Below are 4,200 nucleotides of genomic sequence, written 5' to 3'. Positions count from 1 at the left end.
CCTCCGCCCGCAGCCGCGCCCCCGCGACGCCGCGCCCCCGCGACCCCTACTCCGTCACCTCAGCCCGATCCACCCGGAACGTCTCGCTCCGCCCGTCCGGCGCCGTCACCGTGACTTCGGCCACCCCCGAGCCGCCGGGGAACACCCGCAGCGACAGCCCGTCGAGGTAGTCGTAGTCAGGCCGGTCCTCGCGCGCGCCCCACGGCAGCACGGCCCCCGGCCGCACGTACAGCGGCAGCGAGTCGAAGCCGTGCGTCTCGCGACGCCACCCGCCGCCGACCACCCGCTCCCCGGTGAGCAGGTGCGTCCACTCCCCCTCCGGCAGATAGAACGACACGTCTCCGGATGCCGAGAACACCGGCGCCACGAGAAGATCGCCGCCGAGCATGTACTGGCGGTCGAGGTACAGGGTCGTGGGGTCGTCGGGGAACTCGAGCGCCATCGGCCGCATCACCGGAACGCCCGTGGCCGCAGCCTCCCGTGCCGCCGCGTACAGATACGGCATCAGCCGCAGCTTCAGGCGCGAGAACAGGCGCGTGACGTCGACCGCCTCCTCGTCGAACGCCCATGGCACCCGGTACGAGTCCGAGCCGTGGAAGCGGCTGTGCGACGACAGCATCCCGTAGGCGATCCAGCGCTTGAACACGGCCGGGTCGGGGGTGCCCTCGAAGCCGCCGATGTCGTGGCTCCAGAACGAGAAGCCGCTCCACGCGAGTGACAGGCCGCCACGGAGCGTCTCCGCCATCGAGGCGAAGGTCGACGAGTTGTCGCCGCCCCAGTGCACGGGCATCGTCTGCCCACCCGCCGTCGCCGAGCGCGCGAACAGCACGGCTTCTCCGACGCCCCGCTCCTCCACCAGCACCTCGTGCACCGCGGCGTTGTACAGCTGCGCGTACAGGTTGTGCATGCGCTCGGGGTCGGTGCCGTCGAAGTAGACGACGTCGGTGGGGATCCGCTCGCCGAAGTCGGTCTTGAAGCAGTCCACGCCCTGCGCGATGAGACGCCGCAGGTGCGACTGGTACCAGCGCACGGCATCCGGGTTCGTGAAGTCGACGAGCGCCATGCCCGGCGTCCACAGGTCCCACTGCCACGGCGTCCCGTCGGGTCGGCGCACGAAGTAGCCGTTCGCGACCCCCTCCGCGAACAGCACCGAACGCTGTGCGATGTAGGGGTTGATCCACACCGACACCCGCAGGCCCCGGTCGTGGAGGCGCTGGAGCATGGCATCCGGATCCGGGAAGACCCGGTCGTCCCAGGTGAAGTCGGTCCAGGAGAACTCGCGCATCCAGAAGCAGTCGAAGTGGAACACCGACAGCGGCAGGTCGCGCTCGGCCATACCGTCGATGAACGACGTGACGGTCTGCTCGTCGTAGTCGGTCGTGAACGACGTGGTGAGCCACGTGCCGAACGACCACGCCGGCACGATCGGCGGGCGGCCGGTGAGCGCGGTGTAGCGCTCGAGCACGTCCTTCGGGGTGGGGCCGGCGATGACGAAGTACTCCAGCGCTTCACCCGAGACCGAGAACTGCACGCGCTCGACGTTCTCGGACGCGACCTCGAACGACACGTGTCCCGGGTCGTTGACGAGCACGCCGTACCCGCCCGACGAGACGTAGAACGGCACGCTCTTGTAGGCCTGCTCGCTCGAGGTGCCGCCGTCGGCGTTCCAGATCTCGACGGTCTGGCCGTTCTTCACGACCGGCCCGAAGCGTTCGCCGAGCCCGTAGACCGTCTCGCCCACGCCGAGGTCGAGCTGTTCGTGGATGAAGTGACGGGATGCCGGGATGCCGGTGTCCGCACCTCGGTTCGAGATCACGCCGGCGTCGACGTCGGCATCCGCCGCGAGACTCACCCGCCCGAGAGACCGGTGCCCGCTGCCGGTCACGCGCTGCCCGTCGAGCTCGAAGGAGAGGTCCCACGGCGCGCCCGGCGCGATGCGCGCGACGAGCCGCCCCGCGCTCAGGGTGCCGGCCTCGACATCGACGTCGCCGCCGCCGCCGACGGCCCCCGGCAGCGCGAACCCGCGTCCGCGGCCGGCTCCGTCGTGGTGCACGATCCGCACCCGCACGACCCCCTCGAGCGGCGACGACAGCGTCACGGTCAGGAGCGTCCGGTTGAGCACATCGCCGCGCTTCGCGATGACCTTCGTCGGCGCGTGCACGACGAGCCCCGGTCCGTCCGGGGTGTCGTCGGTCCGGCTGATGTCGTAGGCCTCGGCCGCGTAGTCGACGGTCACGCCGTGACGCATGAGCCAGAACCCATCGGTGAACTTCATTACTTGACTGCTCCTGCCGTGATGCCGCGTGTGAGCGTGCGTTGGAAGATGAGGAAGAAGATGAGCGTCGGGATGATGCCGAGCAGCGCCGACGCGCTGATGGTGGTGACGTCCATGAGACGGTCGCCCTGCAGGACGCTGATCGCGACCGGCACCGTCTGGTTGTCGTTGGATGCCAGGAACGTCAGCGGGATGAGGAACTCGTTCCACGTCCAGATGAAGAAGAAGATGAGCAGCACCGCGAGGGTCGGGCGGCTGATCGGGAAGATCACGCGCCAGAGGATCTGCCAGCGGCTCGCGCCGTCGATCGCGGCGGCCTCGAGGATCTCGCGCGGGAACGTGCCGTACACCGACGACAGCAGGTAGGTGCCGAACGCCGCCTGTACCACGGTGAAGACGATGATGACCGACAGGACGTTGTCGTACAGGCCGACCGATTTGAACATGTAGTACAGCGGGTACAGCAGCGCCTCCTGCGGGAGCAGGTTCGCCATGAGGAACAGCAGCACGATGCCGGTGCGCCCGCGCACGCGCCCGATGCCGATCGCGAAGGCGTTGAGCACCGAGATGAGCACCGCGAGCACGGCGACGACACCCGAGATGAGGATCGAGTTGCCGACCTTGCGGGGGAAGTCCACGCGGTTCCAGAAGTCGACGATCCCGCCGAAGTCGAGCTGCTGCGGGAGCGCGAGCGGCCCCGAGGTCGCGTAGTCGAGCGGCGACTTGAACGAGTTCACGAGCACGAGGTAGAACGGCGCGAGCACGAGCAGCGCGCCGACGACGACGAGCGCGAGCAGCAGCCAGTCGACCGGGCGGCGGCGGGTCATGCCGCCGCGGCCGCCGCGACCCGGGCCACCGGCGCGGCGCCGCGGCGGGCGTTCGGCGGCGGTCGTGGTGAGAACGGATGCCGAGGCCATCAGAGTCCCGCCCTTTCCTTGCGTTCGAGCGAGCCCTGCACGCGGATGAACACGATCGACACGATGACGACGACGATCGTGAGCACCGTGGCGATCGTCGCGCCGTAGCCGACGTTCCGCTTGGTGAAGAACTCGAGGTAGGCGTAGTACGCGGGCACGATCGTGGAGCCCGCGGGGCCGCCCTGCGTGATGACGTAGACCGGACCGAAGACCTTCAGCGCCGCGATCGTGCAGGTCAGGGTCACGACGAAGATCTCGGGCCGGATGATGCTCATCGTGATCGCGGTGAAGCGCTGGAACCAGTTCGCCCCGTCGAGCTCGGCGGCTTCGTACAGCTCGGGGTCCACCCGCTGGAGCGCGGCCATGAAGACCACGACGGGGTAGCCGATCTGCACCCAGACGAGCACGACCATCAGCACGATGAGTGCCGAGGGCATCTGCCCGAGCCAGTCGTACGACGGCAGCCCGAGGCTCGCGAGGATCTGGTTGAGCGCGCCGGTCTCGCCGGGCCGGACGATCCAGCCGATGACGATGCCGGCCACCGCGATGGGAAGGATCTGCGGCAGGTAGTAGGTCGCGCGGAGGAAGCTCCCGACCTTGCCGCCGAACTTGCGCCCCACCACGTCGAACAGCAGGGCGGCGACGGTGAGGCCGACGACCGTCGGGACGACGACCATCGCGAGGATCATCCACACCGAGTTGACGAACGAGGTCCAGAAGTCCTCGTCGGCAAGGAGCTTCGTCCAGTTGTCGAGACCGATGAACTCGGGGTCGCCGACGCCGCGCCACTTCGTGAAGGTGAGGAAGACGTTCCACACCAGCGGGATGATCACGATCACCAGCAGCAGCACGAAGCCGGGCAGCAGGTAGAGCCAGTAGCCGGCGGTGCCACCGCGGCGCTGGGGGATGGCTGGCTGTTCGGGTGGCAGGGCCACGCGCGCCGGGCGGGTCAGAAGGGCCATGTGGGGGTCTCCGAATCAGGAAGAGGTGGGGGCGGCGGGGCGCGCC

At 69.0% G+C, this 4,200-nt stretch carries 3 protein-coding genes; all 3 read right to left on the bottom strand.

Annotated elements, in window-relative coordinates:
• Window positions 1–46: 46 nt before the first annotated feature.
• From yicI to P2P98_RS14305, 3 genes are read right to left on the bottom strand one after another with little or no spacing between them, the layout of a single operon-like run.
• Entirely contained in the window at window positions 47–2,275 is a 2,229-nt protein-coding gene (gene yicI / locus P2P98_RS14315) for an alpha-xylosidase (RefSeq protein WP_275800783.1), read from the bottom strand.
• Window positions 2,275–3,192, bottom strand: a complete 918-nt coding sequence (locus P2P98_RS14310; RefSeq protein ID WP_275800781.1) for a carbohydrate ABC transporter permease — start codon at window positions 3,190–3,192, stop codon at window positions 2,275–2,277. The genes yicI and P2P98_RS14310 overlap by 1 nt, the downstream gene beginning before the upstream one ends.
• The gene (locus P2P98_RS14305) at window positions 3,192–4,154 is read right to left on the bottom strand and encodes a sugar ABC transporter permease (protein ID WP_275800780.1); all 963 of its coding nucleotides are present in this window, start codon (window positions 4,152–4,154) and stop codon (window positions 3,192–3,194) included. Before P2P98_RS14305 ends, P2P98_RS14310 begins: the two co-directional genes overlap by 1 nt.
• Window positions 4,155–4,200: the final 46 nt, after the last annotated feature.

The organism is Microbacterium sp. Kw_RZR3 (assembly GCF_029222405.1).
Lineage (GTDB): Bacteria > Actinomycetota > Actinomycetes > Actinomycetales > Microbacteriaceae > Microbacterium.
The sequence above is the reverse complement of the archived record's forward strand: the minus strand, read 5'-3'. Positions and strand labels throughout refer to the sequence as shown.

Excerpts from the sequence above, each read along its gene's own strand:
- P2P98_RS14305 (WP_275800780.1), bottom strand. The coding sequence starts at position 4,154 with ATGGCCCTTCTGACCCGCCCGGCGCGCGTGGCCCTGCCACCCGAACAG.
- P2P98_RS14310 (WP_275800781.1), bottom strand. The coding sequence starts at position 3,192 with ATGGCCTCGGCATCCGTTCTCACCACGACCGCCGCCGAACGCCCGCCG.
- yicI (WP_275800783.1), bottom strand. The coding sequence starts at position 2,275 with ATGAAGTTCACCGATGGGTTCTGGCTCATGCGTCACGGCGTGACCGTC.